A 21832-nucleotide genomic window follows, 5' to 3' on the forward strand; every position below is an offset into this window, starting at 1 on the left:
CACGTTAGCCACTAAAACAGATTAAATACCGCCATTATGACAGAACACGAAAATACGAATGAAGTGCCACTCTCTATTGAAGCTGGCACATTACTGAAAAACAAACGTGAATCCTTGGGAATGAGCCAAAAGCAAGTTGCCGATCGCCTGAGGCTTCGCATTTCTGTGATTGAAGATATTGAAAATAACCGATTTGAATCTCAACAAGTCGCGACATTTACGCGTGGTTACTTACGCTCTTACGCTAAATTCGTGGGTCTTGATGAGAAGGTGGTTTTGACGGCGTTAGAGCAGACTGCCGATGCTCAGCCTCAAGAGCAAGAAATTGAAATGCAAAGCTTCTCTCGTAAAACAAAAGACGAGAAGCACAATAGCCGTATTATGCTCCTTACTTGGGTTATCGGGCTGGTCATTATTGGCATTTCAGCGGCATGGTGGTGGCAAAACCAACAAGAGAATAGCCTAACTAAGGAAGTAACGGATTCAAGTGTTGAAGCGCCGCAGCCCACTGCTCAAGAATTAGCTGATATCGATTTGATGACGGCTGAAGAGTTAATCGCAAGCACTCCTGAAGAAGTTGCTTCAACTAATGAAGGCGTTGCTGAATCGACTGAAGCATCCGTTGAGCAAGGGGCGGATCCTTTGCTGACTGAAACTGAAAATACAACAAGCGTAGATTCTGAAGAACCTGTTGCCGTGATTGAAGCGGCGGAAGAGGAACAGCCTGCGCCAGTAGTACCTGAAGGCATGACACTTCTTACTATGAAGTTTAAAGCGGACTGTTGGATTCAAGTAAAAGACACCAATGGTAAAACGCTGGTAAGTGGTACTCATAAGCCAGGACAAGATGTAGAACTTACCGGAAAAGCGCCATTTAAAGTGATATTAGGCGCACCGGAAGGGGTTACAATGACATTTGCAAGTGAACCTGTCGACCTTTCTGGGTATACTTCAGGCAAAGTAGCTAGATTCACTCTACCGTTATAAAAAATTATGCAACACGAATCTCCAATTATTCGTCGTAAATCGACGCGTATCTATGTGGGTGATGTGCCAATTGGTGATGGTGCGCCAATTGCAGTACAGTCAATGACTAACACTCGCACGACTGACGTAGAAGCGACAGTCGCTCAAATCCGAGCACTAGAAAAAGTCGGCGCAGATATCGTTCGAGTTTCTGTACCTACGATGGACGCAGCAGAAGCTTTCAAACTGATTAAACAGCAAGTTTCTGTACCATTAGTGGCTGATATTCATTTCGACTATCGTATCGCGCTGAAAGTTGCGGAGTACGGAGTTGACTGTTTACGTATCAACCCAGGTAACATCGGCAATGAAGAACGCATTCGCGCTGTTGTCGATTGCGCTCGCGATAAAAACATCCCGATCCGTATTGGTGTCAATGGTGGATCTTTGGAAAAAGACCTACAGATGAAATACGGTGAGCCAACGCCAGAAGCCTTGGTTGAATCGGCGATGCGTCACGTAGACCATCTCGATCGTCTTAACTTTGACCAATTTAAAGTTAGCGTGAAAGCTTCAGACGTTTTTCTTGCGGTGGATTCATATCGTCTGCTGGCGAAGAAAATCGATCAGCCTCTTCATTTAGGTATCACAGAGGCGGGTGGTGCTCGAGCTGGCGCTGTTAAGTCATCTGTTGGCTTAGGTATGCTGTTATCTGAAGGGATAGGCGATACGCTGCGTATCTCTTTGGCTGCCGATCCAGTTGAAGAAATCAAAGTCGGTTTTGACATCCTTAAATCTCTGCGCATTCGCTCTCGAGGCATCAACTTTATTGCGTGCCCAAGCTGCTCACGCCAAGAATTCGATGTGATTGGTACGGTGAATGCACTGGAGCAACGTTTAGAAGACATCATCACGCCAATGGATGTGTCTATCATCGGTTGTGTGGTAAACGGCCCTGGTGAAGCAGAAGTTTCTCACTTAGGTCTAGCAGGTAGTAACAAGAAGAGCGCATTCTACGAAGATGGTAAACGCCAGAAAGAGCGCTTTGATAACGATGACCTTGTGAATAAGCTAGAAGCTAAGATCCGTGCGAAAGCAGCTATGATGAATGGCGAAAACCGCATCGAAGTTAAAGTACAAGATTAATCTCAACGAGAATTACGGTAAGTATTGTGGCAAAAACAATTCAAGCAATTCGAGGCATGAACGATTGCCTCCCAACTCAGTCGCCACTGTGGCAAAAATTAGAAAACACAGTGAAAAATGTAATTAGCGCATACGGTTATAACGAAGTGCGCATGCCAATCGTTGAAGAAACAAACCTATTCAGCCGCGCTGTTGGTGAAGAAACAGACGTCGTTTCAAAAGAAATGTACACCTTTGATGACCGTAACGGCGACAGCCTAACACTTCGCCCTGAAGGTACGGCGGGTTGTGTACGTTCATGTATCCAAAACAGCCTGATCAACCGTGATGAACAGCGTCTGTGGTACATGGGGCCTATGTTCCGCCATGAACGTCCGCAGAAAGGTCGTTACCGTCAATTCCACCAGTGTGGTGTTGAGGTGTTTGGTCTAAATGGTCCAGATGTTGATGCAGAGCTTATCATGATGACGGCGCGTCTATGGCGTGAGCTAGGTATCAATGAACATGTTCGTCTTGAGCTGAACTCTATCGGTTCTCAAGAAGACCGCGCAGACTACCGTACTGCACTGGTTGCATTCCTTGAGCAACATATCGATGTGCTAGACGAAGATTGTAAGCGTCGCATGCACACGAACCCACTGCGTGTTCTGGATACGAAGAACCCAGACGTTCAAGCTATTTTAGGTGATGCGCCTCGCCTTTCAGATTACTTGGGTGAAGAATCTAAAGCACACTTCGCAGGTCTATGTGAACTTTTAGACGCCGCAGGTATCAAATACACAGTTAACGAACGTCTAGTTCGTGGTCTGGATTACTACAATCGCACGGTATTTGAGTGGATCACTGAGAGCCTAGGTGCTCAAGGCACTGTATGTGGCGGTGGTCGTTACGATGGCCTTGTAGAGCAATTAGGTGGTAAACCAACACCAGCGGTTGGCTTTGCAATGGGCCTAGAGCGTCTAGTACTGATGCTAGAAACGTTGGAACTGACCGACGTTCGTCGCAGTGTTGACGTGTACGTAGTCACAGCGGGTGAAGGCACCATGATGGCAGGAATGAAGCTAGCAGAACAGCTTCGCGAGTCTGTTCCAGGCGTTCGTGTGATGAATCACTTCGGTGGCGGTAACTTCAAGAAACAGTTTAAACGCGCAGACAAAGTTGGTGCTGTTGTAGCATTGGTTCTGGGCGAAAACGAAGTTGCGGATAATACCGTAGTACTGAAAGACTTAGCTGGTGGTGAGCAAGAGACTTACAACCAAGCAGAAGTTGCAGAAAAGATCGCAGCACTGATTTAAGTCTTTTAGTAATCTAACAAAATTACATCCTAGTTCGTAAGCTAAGGCTCCCAAATGTGGAGCCTTTAAACGAAATAGGAACAATGGCAGCTAAGCTGCCATTTACATGTTTTAAGAGGACAGGAAGTGGAACTTTACGATACTGAAGAACAACAAGTTGAAGCCATTAAAGACTGGTGGAAGGAAAACGGCAAAGCCGTCATCATCGGTGCGGTTGTTGGTTTAGGTGGTCTATTCGGCTGGCGTTACTACCAGGATTCTGTGATTCAGGCGAGTGAAGCAGCTTCTCAAAGCTACACGACAGCAATGAATGCTTTGCAAGACAAAGGCACTGATGCTCAAGCTGACGTGAAAGCTTTCATTGAGTCAAATGAAGTAAAAGAATATTCAGTATTGGCTGCGCTACAACTTGCTAAAGCACAAGTTGAAGCTCAAGACCTTTCTGCTGCATTGGAGCAACTGAAGTGGGCGCAAAGCAACACTCAAGATGCTGCGTTGTTACCATTGATTAGTTACCGCATTGCGCGTATTGAGACGGAAATGGGTAACTTCGACGCTGCAACGGCAGAGCTAAGTAACGTCACTGATACAGCATGGACAGGTCGTATTGCTGAACTTCGTGGCGATATTGCGATTCGCCAAGGTGACAAAGATGCTGCGTACGCTGCGTATACTGAAGCTCAGCAAGCGGCAGATGCAAGCCCGACACTACAAATGAAATTGGACGATCTGGCGAAATAAGGACCGCATTGGATGAAAAGAGTCTTTAAGAAAGCCTTGCTAGGGGCGTTAACAATGGGAGTACTTGCCGGTTGTGCAGGTGAGAAAGACACCATTGTAATGGCGCCACTACCTCAGGTAGACAGTCAGTTTACAACCAGTAGTGAGTGGAGCACATCGGTTGGCGATGGTGTTGGTCATTACTTTTCAAAACTATCCCCTGTATTTGCGAATGATACATTGTTCGTGGCAAGTCGTGATGGCTTAGTAAAAGCGCTGGATCCTGAAAACGGTAAACAACGTTGGCAAACGGACCTAGAAGAAGATGTCATTGCTCGTCTCTCTGGTGGTATCACAGCGGCATACGGAAACCTTTACATTGGCTCTGAGAATGGTGAAGTCATCTCTCTTGACCAAGAAACAGGTGAAATTGTTTGGCGTGTAAAAGTTGGTGGTGAGGTACTGGCGAAGCCAGTTGCAGATTCAGGCCTTATTATCATCAATACTAGCCGAGGCATGTTGATAGCCCTTAATGAGAGTACAGGTGAGCAACGCTGGGCATTGAGTACAGAAGTGCCGAACTTAACTTTACGTGGCGATAGTACTCCGACTGCAATTGGTGGCGGTGTATTTTGGGGAACGGCAAATGGCCGACTCGCAGCTGCTATTGTTGAGCGTGGCCAGTTGATTTGGCAACAGCCTGTTGGTACGCCAAAAGGCGCGACAGAAATTGATCGTTTGGTTGACGTTGATTCATCGCCAATTGTGCTAGGCGGTACTCTTTTCACCATTGGATACAATGGTCAACTTATCGCCATTGACTTGCGTTCAGCGAACCCGATTTGGAAGCGTAATTACTCATCTGCGACAGACATTTCTACAGATGGTAGTCGCATCTTTGTGATAACGGAAAAAGATCATGTTGTTGCCGTTGATTCACGAAGCGGGACTGAGTTGTGGGAAAACAGCTTGCTTGAGCACCGACAACTTACAGCGCCAGTTATTGTTGGCAATTATCTCGTTGTCGGTGACACGCTTGGTTACCTTCACTGGATGGATCGTTCAACGGGCGAATTTGTTGCGCAGCAGTTTGTCGATGATAGCGGCTTGGCTGTTGGCCCGACGTTATTGTCGGATGGTTATGTGATTACAACTCGCAACGGCGATGTAAAGAAACTAACCATTAACGAATAATATCGTGATATAATTCACATTCGGCTCCTGGCTGGTGACAGCTAGGAGCCGTTTTGTTGTTTGAATTTATTAACCCTGACGTGGTTATAGGTAAAAAGCTGGTTTGATTTGGCATCGAGCAAGTCGTTACCTATAACTACAGAAGAAAGATTATTGTAGAGGTTGTTATGGTACCTGTTGTAGCTCTAGTAGGGCGTCCGAACGTAGGTAAATCTACACTATTTAACCGATTGACTCGCACTCGTGACGCGTTGGTTGCGGACTTTCCAGGCCTAACGCGAGACCGTAAATATGGCCAGGCGAGACTTGGTGAAGAGCACGAATTCATTGTGATTGATACTGGTGGTATCGATGGCACAGAAGAAGGCGTGGAAACAAAGATGGCAGAACAGTCATTAGCCGCGATTGATGAGGCTGATGTTGTATTGTTCCTTGTTGACGGTCGTGCTGGTCTGACACCTTCAGATGAAGCAATTGCTGCGCATCTGCGTAAAATTGAAAAGCCAGCGATGCTGGTAGTAAACAAAATCGATGGTATTGATGCCGATGCGGCGTGTGCTGACTTTTGGCAGCTCGGCGTGGATGATATGTACCAGATTGCGGCCGCTCATGGCCGTGGTGTGACCGCTTTGCTTGAGCGTGCTTTATCTCCATTCTTTGATGATCTACTAACAAGTGAGTCTGAAGACGGTGAGATTGAAGACCTGACTGGATTCGAAGACGAAGAGCCTCTTGTTGAAGATTACACTGAAGAAGACGCAGAAGCAGAGTTCAAACGCCTTCAAGAGCAGCCGATTAAGTTGGCGATCATCGGTCGTCCTAACGTAGGCAAATCGACACTGACTAACCGTATTCTGGGTGAAGAACGTGTAGTTGTATACGATATGCCAGGTACAACGCGCGATTCTATCTACATCCCGATGGAGCGTGATGGACGCGAATACGTACTAATTGATACCGCAGGTGTTCGTCGTCGTGGTCGTATCAATGAAACGGTTGAAAAGTTCTCTGTTGTTAAGACGCTGAAAGCGGTAGAAGATGCAAACGTCGTTCTACTGGTGATTGATGCTCGTGAAAATATTTCAGACCAAGACCTAAGCTTGCTTGGTTTTGCACTGAATGCTGGCCGCTCAATTGTCATCGCCGTTAACAAGTGGGATGGTCTAGACAGTGACGTGAAAGAAAGCGTGAAGAAAGAACTGGACCGTCGTCTAGGATTCGTCGATTTCGCGCGTATCCACTTTATCTCCGCGCTACACGGTACTGGCGTTGGTCATTTGTTTGAATCTATCCAAGAAGCATACAACTCTGCGACAACACGTGTAGGTACCTCAGTACTGACGCGTATCATGAAGATGGCAGTGGATGATCACCAGCCGCCAATGGTTCGTGGTCGTCGTATCAAACTCAAATACGCACACGCAGGTGGTTACAACCCACCGATCGTTGTTATCCACGGTAACATGGTTCGTGAATTGCCAGATTCGTATAAACGTTATCTGATGAACTACTTCCGTAAGTCTCTGGAAATTATGGGAACACCGATTCGCATTAACTTCCACAACAGTGATAACCCATACGAGAACCGTACGAATAAGCTTACGCTATCACAAGAGCGTAAACGTAAGCGTATGATGTCGATGGTGAAAAACCGCAATAAATAATGAAATTCGAATACCCAAGTTTCTACTTGGGTATTTTTTTATCAAAAGTAATCGTAAAAATGACTATCACAGCAACAAAGACTCGTTTTTGTCATCAAACATGGCAATTAGAAGCACAAATACAGCTCGTTCAACCTACGGAAAAAGTGACTTACGTTATTACAGATGTCACGCCGTTCCATCCCGTTAGTCACATATGGCCGGATCACCCTGCAGACAAAGGAACGTTGAAGGTGAATGGGGCTGAGCATGACGTAGTAGATTGCCAAGTTGGAGCAGTGGAGCAGGAGAGTGGTGCTTTGTATGTGGGTAGTGACATCCCTGTAAAGCGTGATGCTGAAGGTTGGGTGTTTGTCGTCGTGCATGTTTTATCACGTACGGAATCATTTGCAATTAATGACTTGGTAACATTAGCGGTAGATAAAGACTATCAAAATGCTTTGAGTCGAGGCCACACTGCAGGACACTTAGCGTATTTGGCGTTGAATAAAGTACTATCGGAAGACTATTGGCGAAAAGACGCAGACCGCAAAGACCCACATGGTTATTATGACTTTAATAGCTATGCGCAAGTCACGAGTTATGTCACTCCAGACAAGTGCCTCGATACGTACCGTTTGGGTAAAACACTTCGTAAAAGAGGATTAAACAGTGCAGATATGCTGAATGACCTCCAGGCGATTGCAGAAAAAGTGAATGGCCAACTGGTTGAATGGCTTCAAAGAGATGCGATGATCACCATGGAATGCCACGGCGAAAGATTAACGGATTCTCGCTATTGGAAGTGCGATTTAGGGGAAGGTCAATTAGCGGTAATCCCTTGTGGTGGAACGCATGCGAGCCATTTAAATGAGTTTGCTTTTATCCAAGTTAAACTCGTTGAGCTCGACGCTCAAACTATCGAAATGCACACCAATGTAAACACTGCTTTTTGAATAAGATCTTTTTATTAAATTCTGATTTTTCGTTTAATTAAATCCACATAAGGTTTTTTATTCTATCTTAAATTGGAATGCAGAATATGTAACTTATGCTTTCGGTGTGTGGTTATATAAATATTCTTTTAAGGGGTGATCGCTGATCAAGGAGTAAATATCAGACGATCAGTATAAGATCCTACGTATCAAGTATGGTTAACGCCTCGTGAAACTTGTTGGGGCGGTGATGAAGATCAACATACTTGTTCGTTATTTTGAGTAGCATGCGTTACTCGAAATTGCTTAGTTTAGAGAGAGGAACGGGATATGCAGCAGAACATTTGCCCGACTTGCAATGTCGAACTGGAATGGACAGGACAATACCATTGTGCACAGTGTGAATCGGATTTTAAAAAAGTAGGTTTTTGCCCTGATTGTGAGGCGGAGCTGGAGAAGCTGCAAGCATGCGGTGCTGCGAGTTACTTTTGTAATGTGTGTAATGAACTCAAATCAAAATCACGTGTCCGATTTGAGTTCCAGAAAGTCAGTTAACCAGAGTTTGTATTCAGTTAACGGTAGAACGAACGTCGCCTTCGGCTAACCAGGTAATCAATACATCTCCTGACTTTACATCTGAAGATTGCGTAATTACTTTACCTTGCTCAGTTTGAGTAATTGAGTAACCTCGTTTCAATGTCGCTAGTGGGCTGACGGTGTCCAACTTTTCTGCGGCAATCGCGAGTTGATGGCGCATAGTCAGTAATTTGCGATCCATTGCATCCATGAGCTTTTGCTCAACACGTTCTAGCTTCGACTTCTGCTCGGCAAGGCGTGTTACAGGAGAATTTAATTGCAGCCGATAATGTTGACGCTCGATTCGCTGTTGACGCAAGGCAATAAAACGACTCATCGCTCGCTGTAAGCGCATGTCCAACTCATCTAACTGTTGCGTCTGACGTTGCAAGCGATAGCTTGGGTGCTGTCTCTCTAGACGGTGCACTAATTGAGCAGATTGCTGCTTTTGTTGTGCTAGGTAGTAACGCATCGCGCTCGCTAACTTATGCTGGCGGGTAACTAAAGCTTGATCTTTGTGGCTGTTATCACGGCTTACTAGCTCAGCGGCTGCTGATGGAGTAGGCGCGCGTACGTCGGCGACAAAATCAGCTATTGTCACGTCAACTTCATGTCCAACGGCGCTAATAATAGGAATTTGGCTTGCTGCAATCGTGCGAGCTAATATCTCGTTGTTAAAGCACCATAAGTCTTCTAATGAACCACCACCTCGGCCCACAATTAGCACATCACATTCATCACGGCTGTTAGCGCGACCAATGGCTTGTGCAATTTGAATGGCTGCGTCCTCACCTTGTACCACTGTCGGATAAATCACAACAGGTAGGGAAGGATCACGACGTTTCAATACGTCTAAGATATCGTAAAGCGCGGCACCAGTTTTCGATGTGATGACGCCAACACGTTTAGGGTGCTCAGGCAAAGATTGCTTATTGATTTGCGCGAACAACCCTTCTGCTGCAAGCTTCATTTTCAGCTCTTCAAACTCTTGTTGAAGACGGCCATCACCTTCCGGTTGCATGCTTTCGATGATCAATTGGTAGTCACCGCGAGGCTCATAAAGAGAAAGACGAGCTTTTACTAGGACTTGATTACCGTTAGCGGGCTTGAAAGTAACGCGGCGATTGTTACCACGAAACATGGCACATTTAACTTGAGCGCGAGAGTCTTTAAGAGTGAGGTACCAGTGACCAGAGACAGGAGCTGAAAAGTTGGATATCTCTCCGACGAGCCAAACGATCCCCATTTCGTTTTCAAGGAGTAAACGAACTTCTGCGTTGAGACGAGAAACAGTAAAGATGTTTTGATTGGTCTTGGAGAGCACAGCTAATCTCTTAGACGTGAGTATGGAAATTAGCGGCAATATAATACATAGCAAGGGGGTAATTGCAAGAAAAAAATTAAAAAATTTGTGGTCAAGCGATTGCGTTAACCGTATAATCCCTCCGCAATATCTAATCCAAATGTAGCTTGTTGCTAACACAGGTTACCCTCATTATGCGAAACGATGAGATTGGATTGTTCTTTTTACTCCTCTAATTGTGAGATATTGCAAATGCTAAGAATTGCCAAAGAAGCGCTGACATTCGATGACGTACTACTTGTGCCAGCACACTCCACCGTTCTCCCAAACACAGCTGATCTTCGCACTCAGCTAACTAAGAACATCACCCTAAACATCCCAATGATTTCAGCGTCTATGGACACTGTTACTGAAGCTCGTCTAGCGATTGCGCTAGCGCAAGAGGGTGGCATTGGCTTTATCCACAAGAACATGTCTATTGAGCAGCAGGCAGCCGAAGTTCGTAAAGTTAAGAAGTTCGAAGCTGGTATGGTGACTGACGCGGTTACTGTAAACCCTGACGCGACCATCGCTGATGTTGTTGCACTCACTGAAAAACATGGTTTTGCAGGTTTCCCTGTTGTCACTGAGAGCAATGAGCTTGTTGGTATTATCACTGGTCGTGACGTTCGTTTTGTGACGGACCTTTCTAAGAAAGTATCTTCAGTAATGACGCCAAAAGAGAAGTTGGCAGCAGTTAAAGAAGGTGCAACACGAGAAGAAGTGCAAGAGAAAATGCACGAAGCTCGTGTAGAGAAAGTATTGGTTGTGAATGATGAGTTCCAACTAACCGGTATGATTACTGCGAAAGACTTCCACAAAGCAGAACGTAAACCAAACGCATGTAAAGATGAGCGTGGTCGCCTACGTGTTGGCGCAGCCGTTGGTGCTGGCGCTGGTAACGAAGAGCGTGTTGCTGCTCTAGTTGAAGCAGGCGTTGACGTTCTACTTATCGACTCTTCACACGGACATTCTGAAGGTGTTCTAAACCGCATTCGCGAAACACGTGCAGCTTACCCAGATCTAGACATCATCGGTGGTAACGTAGCAACAGGTGCTGGTGCTAAAGCACTAATCGAAGCTGGCGTAAGCGCAGTGAAAGTTGGTATCGGCCCTGGTTCTATCTGTACAACTCGTATTGTAACGGGTGTAGGAGTTCCACAAATCACTGCAATCGCAGATGCGGCAGAAGTGGCTAATGATTATGGTATTCCGGTTATTGCTGACGGTGGTATCCGTTTCTCAGGTGATATCTGTAAAGCAATCGTAGCTGGCGCATCATGTGTGATGGTTGGTTCTATGTTTGCTGGTACTGAAGAAGCGCCGGGTGAAGTGATTCTATACAATGGCCGTTCTTACAAGTCTTACCGCGGCATGGGTTCTCTTGGTGCTATGTCTCAAGGTTCTTCTGACCGTTACTTCCAGTCTGACAACGCAGCGGACAAGCTAGTACCAGAAGGTATCGAAGGTCGTATCGCATACAAAGGCCGTCTAAAAGAGATCGTACACCAACAAATGGGTGGTCTACGTTCAAGCATGGGTCTAACTGGTTCTGCAACTATCGAAGATATGCGTACGAAAGCTGAATTTGTACGTATCTCTGGTGCAGGTATGCAAGAGTCTCATGTACACGATGTTCAAATTACTAAGGAAGCGCCGAACTACCGTCTAGGGAACTAATTACCCAACGGAAACGTTTGCTTTTTCCTTGAAGCATTAAGAAGAGGCGAGTACACTCGCCTCGGTTTTAATCACTTAGCCTTAAAAAGACTGCTCAAAATGACTAAAAATATCCATGACCAACGTATTCTGATCTTGGACTTCGGTTCTCAGTACACTCAATTAGTAGCACGCCGCGTACGTGAAATCGGCGTTTACTGTGAACTATGGAGCTGGGATGTAGAAGAAGCGGATATTCGCGAATTCAACCCAGATGGCATTATCCTATCTGGCGGTCCAGAAAGCGTAACGGAAGAGAACTCTCCACGCGCGCCTCAATATGTGTTTGATTCTGGTGTTCCTTTGCTTGGCGTATGTTACGGCATGCAAACCATGGCGGAACAGCTAGGAGGCAAAGTGGCGGGCTCTAACGAACGTGAGTTTGGCTACGCTCAGGTTAAAGTTTCTGGTGAATGTGCTCTATTTAAAGACCTTGAAGCAACTCAAGACGTTTGGATGAGCCATGGCGACAAAGTAGTAGAGATCCCAGCCGATTTCGTAAAAGTTGGTGAGACAGACACTTGTCCTTACGCTGCGATGGCGAATGAAGAGAAGAAATACTACGGCGTTCAGTTCCACCCAGAAGTGACACACACAAAAGGTGGCCTACAAATGCTTGAGAACTTTGTTCTTGGCGTATGTGGCTGTGAGCGTCTATGGACATCGGAATCTATCATCGAAGACGCGGTTGCTCGCATTAAAGAGCAAGTGGGTGACGACGAAGTTATCCTAGGTCTATCTGGTGGTGTTGATTCATCGGTAGTTGCGATGCTGGTTCATCGCGCAATCGGCGACAAGCTAACGTGTGTATTTGTTGATAACGGTCTACTTCGTCTAAACGAAGGTCAACAAGTAATGGATATGTTCGGCGACCAATTTGGTTTGAACATCATCAAAGTTGACGCTGAAGAACGCTTCCTAAAAGCACTTGAAGGCAAGTCTGACCCAGAAGAGAAGCGTAAGACTATCGGTCACGTATTCGTAGATGTATTCGATGAAGAGTCTAAGAAGCTGAAAAACGCGAAATGGCTAGCTCAAGGTACGATTTATCCTGATGTAATCGAGTCAGCTGCATCTAAGACTGGTAAAGCGCACGTGATCAAATCGCACCACAACGTGGGCGGTCTTCCAGATGACATGGAAATGGGTCTTGTTGAGCCACTACGTGAGTTGTTCAAAGATGAAGTTCGTAAGATTGGTCTAGAATTAGGCCTGCCTTACAACATGCTTTACCGCCACCCATTCCCGGGTCCTGGTCTAGGTGTTCGTGTTCTTGGTGAAATCAAGAAAGAGTACTGTGACTTGCTACGCCGTGCTGATGCTATCTTTATTGAAGAGCTTCACGCAGCTGATTTATACAACAAAGTATCTCAAGCGTTCACGGTATTCCTACCAGTACGTTCTGTTGGTGTAATGGGCGATGGCCGTAAGTACGATTGGGTTGTGTCTCTACGTGCGGTAGAAACCATCGACTTTATGACGGCACACTGGGCGCACCTACCATACGACTTCCTAGGTAAGGTATCTAACCGTATTATCAACGAAGTTGATGGCATTTCTCGTGTTGTTTACGACATTTCAGGTAAGCCACCAGCGACTATCGAGTGGGAATAATTTTCCTCTAGACAGTTGAGTTTATAAGAACCAGCCTTCGGGCTGGTTTTTTTGTACTTCAAGTTTGTGAAGAGGTGGCTCAACTTTTTTGTGAGAGATATATACATGCGGTTAAATTAAATATATATTCATTTTAATTGTTTGATTATCATAAATGGTATTGCTATGGAACAGGCTGACGTTACCTCTCTCATTCCCATCCTTATTACTCTTTTCCTCGCGCTGACCACAAGAAATGTCGTTGTTGGTTTATTCGCCGGTGTGGTGAGTGGTGTCGCTATGCTCGAAGGGACATTTGTCGAAAAAGGGCCACTAGACTCGTTTAGTGCATTGATGAAAAGCTATCTACTGCCGCAATTAACTGACAGCTACAATGCGGGCGTCATTTTGCTCTTGGTCTTTATTGGTGGCTTTGTTGCCTTGATGGAGAAATCTGGCGGTGGTGTGGCGTTTGCTAAAAAGGTTACTCAATGGGTTGCGAGTAAATGCCAAGCTCAACTGTCCGCATGGTTCGGTGGTGTGGTTATTTTCTTCTCAGACCTTGGTACACCACTGATTGTTGGCCCTGTTTTTCGCCCTTTATTTGATAAGTTAAAAGTATCACGCCAAAAATTAGCTTTTATTATCGATTCGACTTCCTCTCCGGTGGCAATCTTGATCCCTTTTATCGGATGGGGCGTTTACATCATGGGATTGATTCAAAAAGAGTTTACTGCCCTGAATGTCAGTATGAGTGATTGGGATGCTTTCATTGGTGCGATCCCGTATCAGTTTTACGCCTTTCTTGCGATCGCGATTGTGCCGATTGTCTCTTTCTTCAAATTAGATTTCGGACCGATGGCGAAGGCTGAACAACTAGCAGAGCAGGGCTCTGACTTTGGGAAAGTGCAGGAGTCCATGAATGTGTTTACGCATAAAGATGCAAAATCTAGTTTTGTATGGGCACCTTTGCTCGTTATGCTGGCGGTTCTATGTACCATCCTCGTGCCACACGGTTTTCCATTTCAAAAAGTGGCAGGATCAACGTTTAGGGCTGCACTTTCTTCTGCATATTTCTTCGCGGCCTTCACTTTAATTGCGCTGATGGCGTTTTATGGCGTAAGAAAGCTTTCGGATGGTATTCAGGTTTATCTGAAAGGGATGTCAAACATGATGTCAGTGGCGGTGATTCTGGTATTGGCTTGGGCGCTTAGCTCGGTTGGGAAAGAATTAGGTGCAGCTGCATACATTGCTGAACAAGCTCAAGCCGGTTTCCCTTACTGGTTATTGCCAGCGGTTGCGTTTTTACTGGCCGGTATTATCTCGTTCGCTACGGGATCATCTTGGGGGACGTTTGCCATCATGATGCCATTAGTGATCCCAACTGCCGTCGCGATTGATGCACCACTGTTGGTTTGTATTGGTGCGGTATTATCTGGTGGCTTGTTTGGCGATCACTGTTCTCCCATCTCTGAAACTACGATTTTGTCGTCGACAGGAGCGGGGTGTGAACAGTATGAGCACTTCCGTACACAATTGCCTTACGCATTACTCAATGGAATGATCGCATTGGGGTGTTTTCTTTTAGCTGGAATCAACGCCTCACCAGTGATTGTGCTTGCCGCAATTATTTCTCAGTGTGTGGTTTATTTTGTGCTGTCTAAACAAAAGTCAACCGCGAAGCTAGAGGTGGTTTCGGCAGAACAATAAAGAGAGAAACATCACAAAGCGGAGGCTCACAGGGTCTCCGCTTTTCTTTTGAGTCAAGGTAACATTTTTCTTGTGACAAAATGTGTGTGAGGACCTATTTATTCATTTTGTCTCGCAGAATCAACGTACTTGGCTCGGTGTTTCGTATATATGATCCACTATATGTCTAGTTATTCCTCGTATATTGTATTGTTGAAATCCGGAGACTAGACATGTTTGCACTCAAACATCTTCCTCTTGCATTGAGTTGTGTCTTAGCAGCACAAGTGAATGCGAGTATGAATATTCAGCCCGATCCGCAAAATCCGAATGGTTATGTTATTGCTCGTGGTGACGTTCAAGCCGTAGAGCAAAGCAAAACTTCTGATCCTATGTATGCCATTTGGTCACAAGCATTAGAGACACGCCCGAACTCAGTGGTTGAAGCGATTGTTCCAGGGGCGACAACCAACCCAGAAAACGTGAAGCGTGTAGAGCGTGTATTCCCCGAAAGTGAGTGGGACTTCCTGACTCAAATGGCGGCACCTGAATACACTTACACGCGTTTCCTACGTGCAATTGGTAAGTTCCCTGCATTCTGTGGTGAGTACACAGACGGTCGTGATTCGGATGCAATTTGTAAAAAATCGATCGTGACAGCGTTTGCTCACTTTGCACAAGAAACCGGTGGCCATATTTCGATTGATAACGTATCGGATAATCCGCTAGGGTTGGAAGAGTGGCAGCAAGCTTTGGTTCATGTGCGAGAAATGGGATGGTCTGAAGGGCAAGAAGGTTACACAACAGGTTGTGGTCAAAATGACTGGCAAAACAAACGCTGGCCATGTGAGTCTGGACAAGGTTACTTTGGACGTGGTGCAAAGCAGCTTTCTTACCATTTTAACTATGGCGCGTTCTCTGAAGTGATGTTTGATGGCGATGCATCTGTATTGCTGAAAAATCCAGGCTTGGTTGCGGATTCGTGGCTGAACTTAGCATCGGCTATCTGGTTCTTCCTAACCCCACAAGCACCGAAACCTGCAATGCTACATGTGATTGACCGTACTTGGGTGCCTTCACAGCGTGAGCTTGATGCTGGCATTGGTTACGGCTTTGGTACCACCATCAACGTGATCAATGGTGGTATTGAGTGTGGAGAGCAAAACAAAGATAAAGGTCAACCTGTTAACCGTATTCGCTATTGGGAAGGACTTGCCGCTCATTATCAAATTCCAATTGAAGCCGATGAGACCAATACCTGTTGGCAGCAGACGCCTTACGGCAGCTTAAATCTGAATGGTGCGACAGACGTGTTGTACACCAACTGGGATGGGAACTGGAAATACTACTCAGATCGTCCGGGAGGCCACTCTTTTGAATGTGAACTTGTTGGTTTCCAAACGGCTTACTCTGCGCTAGTTGCGGGTGACTATGAGAAATGTGTAACTAACTTCTACCAATCTCATGCGGGTTGGCCAGAAGTTCGTGTAGTTGACAAGTTAGACCCAGTGGATCCGGTCGATCCGCCTGTAGGTGGTGTGGCAGCTTGGGATTCTGGCAAAGTATATAACACGGGTGATCAAGTTTCTTACCAAGGTGCTGTTTACGAAGCGAAATGGTGGTCACAAGGTAATGAGCCAACGAAAGGAGACCCTTGGAAGCTGGTTTCAGGCACTCCTACGGAGCCGCCTACAACGGAACCTGAACCACCGGTGACTGAGCCAGAGCCGCCAGTAACCGAGCCAGAACCACCAGTGACAGGCAATTTTATTCAGTGGGAGCCGGGTGTAACGCAAGTCGCTAACGGCGATAAAGTGACGTACCAAAACAAATGTTTTGTTGCGAAAAATGGCCCAGGAGTGTGGGAAAGCCCAACGCAAAGCAACTGGTTCTGGGACGAGATTTCTTGTCAGTGATCGAGTAAAAAACAACCTAACCATCTATAAAGACTCTGCTTTTTTGCAGGGTCTTTTTTTATATATGTAGTGGTTTATTTATGGAATCTAAGTTTTCAATAACAGCTTTTCTCTTTTGTTCTGCAGCCCATTAAAATTCGCGCGCATTTTTTATCAACATTTTTGAAAAAAGGTATTTGTACATGTCGACAAAACTGGCTAACCCAGCACCGCTAGGTCTAATGGGTTTCGGTATGACCACTATTCTGCTCAATATTCATAATGCAGGATTTTTCCCAATTGACTCTATGATCCTAGCGATGGGCATCTTTTACGGTGGCCTTAGCCAAGTAATCGTTGGCATCATGTGCTTTAAACGCGGTGATACGTTCGGCACAACTGCGTTTACTTCTTACGGTCTATTTTGGCTAACATTGGTTGGTCTAATCGTAATGCCTCACATGGGTCTTCCTGCAAGCCCTGCAAGCTTTATGGGTTGGTACCTAGCGCTTTGGGGCATCTTCACTGGTTTCATGTTCATTGGTTCTCTATGTTACCCAACAGCGAAGCAAGTGGTATTTGGCTCTCTAACTATCCTATTCTTCTTGCTTGCTGCTCGTGATTTCACTGGTAGCGAAGTGATCGGTGCTATCGCTGGCTTCGAGGGTATCTTCTGTGGCGCAAGTGCAATTTACTTCGCAATGGCACAAGTACTGAACAACGAATTTGGTCGTGAAGTGTTACCTGTAGGTAAAGCAAAAATCGCTCGTAAAGTTGAAGCGGTTATCGCCTAAGCTGTTACTCATAATGAAGAAAGGGGGATTAACCATTGGTTAATCCCCCTTTTTTATGTCCTCAATCGGACCACTGCTTTTTCTTATTTATGTGATAACGCTATGTTGATGGTTGCTCAACAGTTTCTGCGCTATTGCTGTCTGCCGTTGGTGCTTTACCCGTTTTACGTCGGTACTTATCTTCCCAGTAATCTGCGCCTTTAATGCCCAGTGCAACAGGGTTAAATGTAAAATCGGTCACACCACGTTTTTGTTGCTCTTCGTAGTCGTTCAGTGCTTTGAGTGCAGGCTTCGACATAAAGAAGATGATCAAAATACCGATGATGTTTAGCCACGCCATCAGTCCTACGCCTACATCACCCATCGCCCATGCTAAGTTGGCGGTTTTCACGGTTCCGTAGAACACGGATGAAATAATGATGACTTTCAGAATAAACATCAGTCCATTTACTTTGAACGTACGACGAATGTAAGCAATGTTCGTTTCTGCAATGTAGTAGTAAGCCAGAATGGTCGTAAACGCGAAGAAGAATAGAGCGATTGCGATGAATGGTTTACCCACGCCAGGTAGTGCGCTTTCGATCGCCATCTGTGTAAACACAGGACCATTTGCACCAATATCCGCTGGTAGGTTTTGAACCAGGAATGTACCTTCAATCGCACCATTTACGTTGTACGCGCCAGTGATAAGAATCATGAACGCGGTTGCTGAACACACAAGTAGTGTATCGATGTAAATAGAGAAAGATTGAACAAGACCTTGCTGAGCAGGGTGATCAACACTCGCTGCTGCTGCTGCGTGAGGACCAGTACCTTGACCTGCTTCGTTGGAGTAGACACCACGTTTTACACCCCAGCCGATTGCTGCACCAACGCCTGCCATTGGTGTGAACGCGTCACCAATGATCATGCCGAAAATGCGCGGAACCTCACCAATGTTTAGAAGGATGATGACAAACGCAGTAATGATGTAAGCTAACGCCATAAATGGTACAACGACTTGGGTAAAGTTCGCGATACGCTTTACGCCACCAAAAATGATGAAAGCCAAAATGACACAAACAACCGTACCAGTGAAAATTTTAGCAAAACTGAAGGTACCAATAGCGGTTTCAATCATGTCACCTGAGCCAAATGCGGCTTCTACTGCGTTACCGATACTGTTCGATTGAACGCCAGGAAGTAGAACACCACAAGCAAAGATGGTCGCGATAGCAAAGATCCAAGCGTACCATTTTTGTCCCATTGCTTTCTCAATATAGTAAGCAGGGCCACCACGGAACTCGCCTTCGTCTTCTTCTTTATAAATTTGTGCAAGTGTTGATTCTGCGTATGCGGTTGCAGCGCCAAAGAAGGCAACGACCCACATCCAGAATACGGCGCCTGGGCCACCGAAACCGATAGCAGCGGCAACACCAGCAATGTTACCTGTACCTACACGGCCAGATAGTGAAACGGCAAGTGCCTGAAATGATGATATCCCTTTTGCTGAACTCTTCCCTGAAAGTAATAAGCGCCACATCTCAAAGAAGTGACGAATTTGTACAAAACGCGTCATGATTGAATAGAACAAACCTGCGCCAAGGCACAAATAGATCAGTACCGGGCTCCAAATAATTCCATTCAGAAAATCAACTAATGACTGCATGAGTATTTTCCCTGTTAGTTGTGTTTGTGGTTGTTTTTCACACAATACATTACCCTTTATGTAATGCAATTGTTAACTTTTTTAGCTACAAATCCTTTGTAGCGTGATGATGAACACAGAATGGAGAGTAGTTGTTAAAATTTGGTTCTTGTTGCTTATTTGCTCCTTTTAGGTAGAAGATTTGCCTGATGATTAATTATGCAGCACATTGTCATTTAAATGTGCTGCGATTTTGATGAGTTAAAAATGCCAGTGGTTATGCATTTTGTGGAGTAAGTGTCTGCCTGTTTTTTGTTCAGTCATGTCCTCAGGCGTAACGACAAAGGTTAAGCTCCGCATTATCCATCACTTTTGCTTTTTCACCTTTCATTACGCTTGCTAGCAATTGACCTGAACCACAAGCCATCGTCCAGCCCAGAGTTCCGTGTCCGGTGTTAGTAAAAAGGTTATCGTATTTAGTCGCACCGATAATTGGTGTGCCATCAGGCGTCATTGGCCTAAAGCCGCTCCAAAACTCAGCTTGGCTGAAGTCACCACAACGAGGAAAAAGATCACGGATGACCATTTCGATGGTGTTTTTGCGCTTTTGTGGAAGGGAAGCATCAAACCCTGCTAATTCTGCGGTGCCAGCTACGCGAATTCTGTCATCAAATCGAGTCATAGCGACTTTATAGGTTTCATCCATTACAGTAGATCGAGGTGAGAAGTGTTCATCTTCCATCGGTATGGTGAGTGAATAGCCTTTGACAGGGTAGACCGGAATATCAATATCGAGTTGCTTGAGTAGCGCTGTAGAGTAGCTGCCAGAGGCCACCACATATTGGTCTGCTTTAAATTGTCCTCGGTTCGTTTGGACACCTATGATCTTTTTGCCTACTGTAACCCAATTGCTTACTTCAGTATCGAACTCAAATCGGACACCGTGTGCCTTAGCAAGCTCCGTTAGTTGTTGGCAAAATTGATGGCAATCGCCCGTTTCGTCATCAGGTAGATGCAAGCCACCAACCAGTTTGTCTTTCACAAGTGCAAGCCCTGGCTCTTGTTCAATACATTGTTCGACGTCCATTAGCTTAAATCGGGTTCCGCTTTGTTCAAGGAGCTGCATGTCCTTTTCAATGGCTTGCAGCTGTTGATGTGTTCGGAATACTTGCAAGGTCCCAAACTGACGTCCTTGATACTCAATGGCGTGTTCTTGGCGTAACTGTTCTAAGCAAATACGGCTGTGGTTGGCGATCGAAAGCATGCGAGCCTTGTTAACTTGATAGCGAGGTAGGGTGCAGTTCGCGACCATTTTACTTGCCCAGCGGATCATGTCGGCATTCAGAGTGGGTTTGATTTTAAGTGGAGCATGCTCCTCCATTAACCACTTAATGGCTTTAACAGGAACACCAGGCGCAGCCCAAGGCGAAGAATAGCCATATGAGATCTGCCCGGCATTGGCGAAGCTCGTTTCCATGGCACTGCTTGCTTGGCGGTCAATGACGGTAACTTGATAGCCTGCTTGAGATAAATACCAAGCAGAGGTTAAGCCGATAACGCCGCTGCCTAATACGATGACTTCCATTGATGCACTCCACACATTTATCAGAGTGCTCAGTTTCTTTTCTTTACCTTTTGTTAACAATCGATATAAATTACACACAGCGTTTAGAAAAATTATAGGCTCAAGGATGAAAAGTAATCTGATAAGTGGTTTGTGTTTATTTAGCCAAGTCGCGGAGTACAACAGCTTTACTGGTGCTGCAAGACATTTACACCTCACCACTGGTGCCATAAGCCAACAAATTATTCATTTGGAGGCGTTATTAGGTTTTACTTTATTTGAACGCCACTCTCGCGGTATTCGTTTAACCGTAAAAGGCACTCAGTTACACCAAGCGACGCAGTTTCACTTTTCGGAACTGAGCAAATTGCTTGATGAGCTCAAAGTAGAAAAGCAAACCAATGAAATTCGTTTGAAGTTGACGCCTTCTTTTGCTTTCAAATGGTTAGTCCCAAAGCTCGAAAGCTTCCATCATGATAATCCGGATATCCAAGTACAAATCTTTGCGGAAGGTGCGCTGGTAAATAGTGAGATAAAAGACTATGACGTCGCAATTGACTATGGTCTTCATCCTTATAGAAATGCTAACGCGGAGCTGATTTTGGATGAGCATCTGCTACCGGTGATGAGTCCAAAATACCTTGAGGATCATGGCTGGCTAAAAACGTTGTTTGGTGAGCAAAAAAACTCAATGCCAGTGAAGCAATGGCAAGAGGCGACGCTACTACACGATGCGATGCCATGGGAAAAAGCGACGCGTGACTATGAGTGGCTATATTGGGCGTCAGCGATGGGGTTGGATTTTAAAACCGATATCGGACACTTTTTTAATCGAACGGATATGGCGATGTCTGCAGCCGAAGCAGGCGTTGGGATTGCGATGGCACGAATGGCACTGATTGAGGATGAATTGACGACAGAGCGTTTGGTTTCTCCATTCAAACCGATTCCTGCCAATGCAGGGTATTACTTGATCATGAACACACGTACGAATGCGACAGAAACGTTTCGTCACTGGTTACTTGGACAGTTGAATTAGCGTTTTATCTCTGTGATTCATCCCTACGTTATTTGTTGAAAAATTGTGCAATATAAGTTTTAAGCAAGGTAAGTGCTTTGCTTGCCGCTATTTGA

At 45.5% G+C, this 21832-nt stretch carries 17 protein-coding genes; 14 read left to right on the forward strand and 3 right to left on the reverse strand.

Annotated elements, in window-relative coordinates; translation table 11 throughout:
- Window positions 1–36 precede the first annotated feature (36 nt).
- The 8 genes from rodZ (at window position 37) to KI742_RS16610 (ending at window position 8454) form a co-directional block, all read left to right on the forward strand.
- Entirely contained in the window at window positions 37–987 is a 951-nt protein-coding gene (gene rodZ / locus KI742_RS16575; protein WP_005381700.1) for a cytoskeleton protein RodZ, read from the forward strand.
- Window positions 988–993: 6 nt separating this feature from the next.
- Entirely contained in the window at window positions 994–2112 is a 1119-nt protein-coding gene (gene ispG, locus KI742_RS16580; protein WP_005381699.1) for a flavodoxin-dependent (E)-4-hydroxy-3-methylbut-2-enyl-diphosphate synthase, read from the forward strand.
- 26 nt (window positions 2113–2138) lie between these two features.
- Entirely contained in the window at window positions 2139–3407 is a 1269-nt protein-coding gene (gene hisS / locus KI742_RS16585) for a histidine--tRNA ligase (protein WP_005381698.1), read from the forward strand.
- 126 nt (window positions 3408–3533) lie between these two features.
- Window positions 3534–4148, forward strand: coding sequence for a YfgM family protein (locus KI742_RS16590; protein WP_005381697.1), 615 nt, complete (start codon window positions 3534–3536; stop codon window positions 4146–4148).
- Window positions 4149–4160: 12 nt separating this feature from the next.
- Window positions 4161–5321, forward strand: a complete 1161-nt coding sequence (gene bamB, locus KI742_RS16595; protein WP_005381696.1) for an outer membrane protein assembly factor BamB — start codon at window positions 4161–4163, stop codon at window positions 5319–5321.
- A gap of 167 nt (window positions 5322–5488) precedes the next feature.
- Complete coding sequence (gene der, locus KI742_RS16600; RefSeq protein WP_005381694.1) at window positions 5489–6985, forward strand: ribosome biogenesis GTPase Der; 1497 nt, start codon at window positions 5489–5491, stop codon at window positions 6983–6985.
- A gap of 59 nt (window positions 6986–7044) precedes the next feature.
- A complete protein-coding gene (locus KI742_RS16605) occupies window positions 7045–7920 on the forward strand; it encodes an alanyl-tRNA editing protein (RefSeq protein ID WP_285385702.1) in 876 nt (291 codons plus the stop codon).
- 309 nt (window positions 7921–8229) lie between these two features.
- A complete protein-coding gene (locus KI742_RS16610) occupies window positions 8230–8454 on the forward strand; it encodes a zinc ribbon domain-containing protein (protein WP_005381691.1) in 225 nt (74 codons plus the stop codon).
- Window positions 8455–8467: 13 nt separating this feature from the next.
- On the opposite strand, the gene xseA is transcribed toward KI742_RS16610, so the two are convergent.
- Window positions 8468–9799 carry an exodeoxyribonuclease VII large subunit gene (gene xseA, locus KI742_RS16615; protein WP_085569930.1) on the reverse strand — a complete coding sequence of 444 codons (1332 nt, stop codon included), beginning with the start codon at window positions 9797–9799 and terminating at the stop codon, window positions 8468–8470.
- A gap of 231 nt (window positions 9800–10030) precedes the next feature.
- Between xseA and guaB the strand changes: the two genes are divergently transcribed.
- From guaB to KI742_RS16640, 5 genes are all read left to right on the forward strand, one after another.
- Window positions 10031–11497 carry an IMP dehydrogenase gene (gene guaB, locus KI742_RS16620; RefSeq protein ID WP_042521181.1) on the forward strand — a complete coding sequence of 489 codons (1467 nt, stop codon included), beginning with the start codon at window positions 10031–10033 and terminating at the stop codon, window positions 11495–11497.
- A 99-nt stretch (window positions 11498–11596) separates the two neighbouring features.
- Window positions 11597–13150, forward strand: a complete 1554-nt coding sequence (guaA, locus tag KI742_RS16625; RefSeq protein ID WP_005381685.1) for a glutamine-hydrolyzing GMP synthase — start codon at window positions 11597–11599, stop codon at window positions 13148–13150.
- Between the two features lie 165 nt (window positions 13151–13315).
- Entirely contained in the window at window positions 13316–14839 is a 1524-nt protein-coding gene (locus tag KI742_RS16630) for a Na+/H+ antiporter NhaC family protein (protein ID WP_213903820.1), read from the forward strand.
- 212 nt (window positions 14840–15051) lie between these two features.
- Window positions 15052–16734 (forward strand): chitinase, encoded by a 1683-nt coding sequence (locus KI742_RS16635; protein ID WP_005381683.1) that lies wholly within the window; start codon window positions 15052–15054, stop codon window positions 16732–16734.
- A gap of 182 nt (window positions 16735–16916) precedes the next feature.
- Window positions 16917–17507 (forward strand): GPR1/FUN34/YaaH family transporter, encoded by a 591-nt coding sequence (locus KI742_RS16640; protein WP_005381682.1) that lies wholly within the window; start codon window positions 16917–16919, stop codon window positions 17505–17507.
- Window positions 17508–17607: 100 nt separating this feature from the next.
- Here the strand turns inward: KI742_RS16640 and KI742_RS16645 are convergent, their stop codons facing one another.
- Together KI742_RS16645 and KI742_RS16650 are read right to left on the reverse strand one after the other, a co-directional pair.
- Window positions 17608–19155 carry a sodium:alanine symporter family protein gene (locus tag KI742_RS16645; RefSeq protein WP_203345928.1) on the reverse strand — a complete coding sequence of 516 codons (1548 nt, stop codon included), beginning with the start codon at window positions 19153–19155 and terminating at the stop codon, window positions 17608–17610.
- 307 nt (window positions 19156–19462) lie between these two features.
- Window positions 19463–20719, reverse strand: coding sequence for a D-amino acid dehydrogenase (locus KI742_RS16650; protein ID WP_005383728.1), 1257 nt, complete (start codon window positions 20717–20719; stop codon window positions 19463–19465).
- 106 nt (window positions 20720–20825) lie between these two features.
- Here KI742_RS16650 and KI742_RS16655 point away from each other — a divergent pair, with 106 nt between their 5' ends.
- Window positions 20826–21737, forward strand: a complete 912-nt coding sequence (locus KI742_RS16655; protein ID WP_017635708.1) for a LysR substrate-binding domain-containing protein — start codon at window positions 20826–20828, stop codon at window positions 21735–21737.
- Window positions 21738–21832 lie beyond the last annotated feature (95 nt).

The organism is Vibrio sp. D417a (genome assembly GCF_030248595.1).
In the GTDB taxonomy this organism is placed as follows: domain Bacteria; phylum Pseudomonadota; class Gammaproteobacteria; order Enterobacterales; family Vibrionaceae; genus Vibrio; species Vibrio alginolyticus.

Coding starts and splice junctions, on each gene's coding strand:
- rodZ (WP_005381700.1), top strand. CDS start 37: ATGACAGAACACGAAAATACGAATGAAGTGCCACTCTCTATTGAAGCT.
- ispG (WP_005381699.1), top strand. CDS start 994: ATGCAACACGAATCTCCAATTATTCGTCGTAAATCGACGCGTATCTAT.
- bamB (WP_005381696.1), top strand. CDS start 4,161: ATGAAAAGAGTCTTTAAGAAAGCCTTGCTAGGGGCGTTAACAATGGGA.
- der (WP_005381694.1), top strand. CDS start 5,489: ATGGTACCTGTTGTAGCTCTAGTAGGGCGTCCGAACGTAGGTAAATCT.
- KI742_RS16605 (WP_285385702.1), top strand. CDS start 7,045: ATGACTATCACAGCAACAAAGACTCGTTTTTGTCATCAAACATGGCAA.
- KI742_RS16610 (WP_005381691.1), top strand. CDS start 8,230: ATGCAGCAGAACATTTGCCCGACTTGCAATGTCGAACTGGAATGGACA.
- guaB (WP_042521181.1), top strand. CDS start 10,031: ATGCTAAGAATTGCCAAAGAAGCGCTGACATTCGATGACGTACTACTT.
- guaA (WP_005381685.1), top strand. CDS start 11,597: ATGACTAAAAATATCCATGACCAACGTATTCTGATCTTGGACTTCGGT.
- KI742_RS16630 (WP_213903820.1), top strand. CDS start 13,316: ATGGAACAGGCTGACGTTACCTCTCTCATTCCCATCCTTATTACTCTT.
- KI742_RS16635 (WP_005381683.1), top strand. CDS start 15,052: ATGTTTGCACTCAAACATCTTCCTCTTGCATTGAGTTGTGTCTTAGCA.
- KI742_RS16640 (WP_005381682.1), top strand. CDS start 16,917: ATGTCGACAAAACTGGCTAACCCAGCACCGCTAGGTCTAATGGGTTTC.
- KI742_RS16645 (WP_203345928.1), bottom strand. CDS start 19,155: ATGCAGTCATTAGTTGATTTTCTGAATGGAATTATTTGGAGCCCGGTA.
- KI742_RS16650 (WP_005383728.1), bottom strand. CDS start 20,719: ATGGAAGTCATCGTATTAGGCAGCGGCGTTATCGGCTTAACCTCTGCT.
- KI742_RS16655 (WP_017635708.1), top strand. CDS start 20,826: ATGAAAAGTAATCTGATAAGTGGTTTGTGTTTATTTAGCCAAGTCGCG.